Here is a 1,352-nt window from a genome sequence, read left to right on the forward strand (position 1 = left end):
CGCATGGTGCGTCCCGCAAGCTTTTTGGCCTCGTCTATCGTGTCCAGATCCTCGGTACGCAGGATGATCTTCGTGCGCCAGTTGCGGCGCATGTTCTCGGTCGCAGCATCACCAACGGCAAGCCGGTAAGCAGAGACCGATTGGCTCAAAACGATGCCACCGATGCCGGCGCTACGCAGCACGTTCCAGACGCTCGCATCGCTCAGGCCGTCGCTGTTGGAGCTGGTGGCCAGCGCTTGGTATTCGTCAGCCAGGAAGAACGTCAGAGCGTACTTTTCGACGCCCGGTCCGAGCTGCGGGTTGAACCACCACTGCAGCCGCTCCTTGGCAAAGCTGGGGTTCTTCAGCTCTGCCATCCGGGCCTGTTTGAAGAGCAGCGTCTTGAGCATGATCGACACAATGCGGCCCGCCGAGCCGTGCTCGATCTGGCTGATGTTGATCACCTTCAGCTTGGGCTCCAGCAGCGCAGAGGGAGGCAGCAGCTTGGGCCCGGCGCCGTCCGCGAACCCGGCCGCCAGGTCAGGCTTCGCAGCGAAGGCTTTGAGGGCCTTGCGCATGTTGGCTCGGATGCCGTCTTTCGTCGCTGCAGCGAGGGGCAGATACGTGCCGCTCAGGTACGTCACGCTGTCCAGCAGCTGAGGCATGTGAACGTTGGCCGACAAGGCGTCGTACTCGTCCGTTTTCATTGCCTCCGCGATGATGGCCAGGTTCTCATCGATCAGCTCATCCGAGCCTGCCACACGCAGCAAGTTGAGGATCGAGTGCACGCGCATCTTTCGCTCCTCGGCCCATGCCTTGCCTGCATTGGTCAGCTCGACAGCCTGCAGCAGGATGCCTACCTGAGCAATCAGGTCGGAGGCCATCTCAGGCCAAAAATCATCGCTGGCGGTGCCGCCCATTTGGGCCGAGACGCTACGGATGATCTCAGCCAGTTCGACCGGTCCCAGCCCTGCACAAAGGTCGATGCGCCAGTCATTGGGGCCAGTGCCAATACGCAGCACTTCGTCCTCGCTCATGCCGGCCGCTCTGACCTCGGCCGCAATGTCGTCGCCGATCGCGCCCTTGTCATCGGTGGCGTAGATGCTGATTGGATAGCCGGCCTTGCGCAGCTGGATGAGCTGTCGGACCACTGGCACGTAGAAGTTGCGCGACTTACCTTCACCAGAACCGCCCAGCACTTCAACGTGCTGCAGAAGGTCGATGATGGACATTCGAACCGGGGTGTTTTTCATTGGGGCCAGCAGGTGGCCACGATGCTCCAAGAGGCCCGAGGCCACGCCCAGGTCAATAAGCGGTGAGCGGTCGACCCGCGTGGCGAAGTGCACCTGGTCGGCATAGGCCGAGAGCAGCAT

At 61.9% G+C, this 1,352-nt stretch carries 1 protein-coding gene; it reads right to left on the bottom strand.

Going from position 1 to position 1,352, the window contains the following annotated elements; all coding sequences use genetic code 11:
- Window positions 1-1,352, bottom strand: a 1,352-nt coding sequence (locus GVL03_RS18775; RefSeq protein ID WP_200847247.1) for a hypothetical protein, incomplete at both ends; no start/stop codon positions are given.

The sequence above is a fragment of the Microbacterium sp. 18062 genome (assembly GCF_902706225.1).
GTDB lineage: Bacteria > Actinomycetota > Actinomycetes > Actinomycetales > Microbacteriaceae > Microbacterium.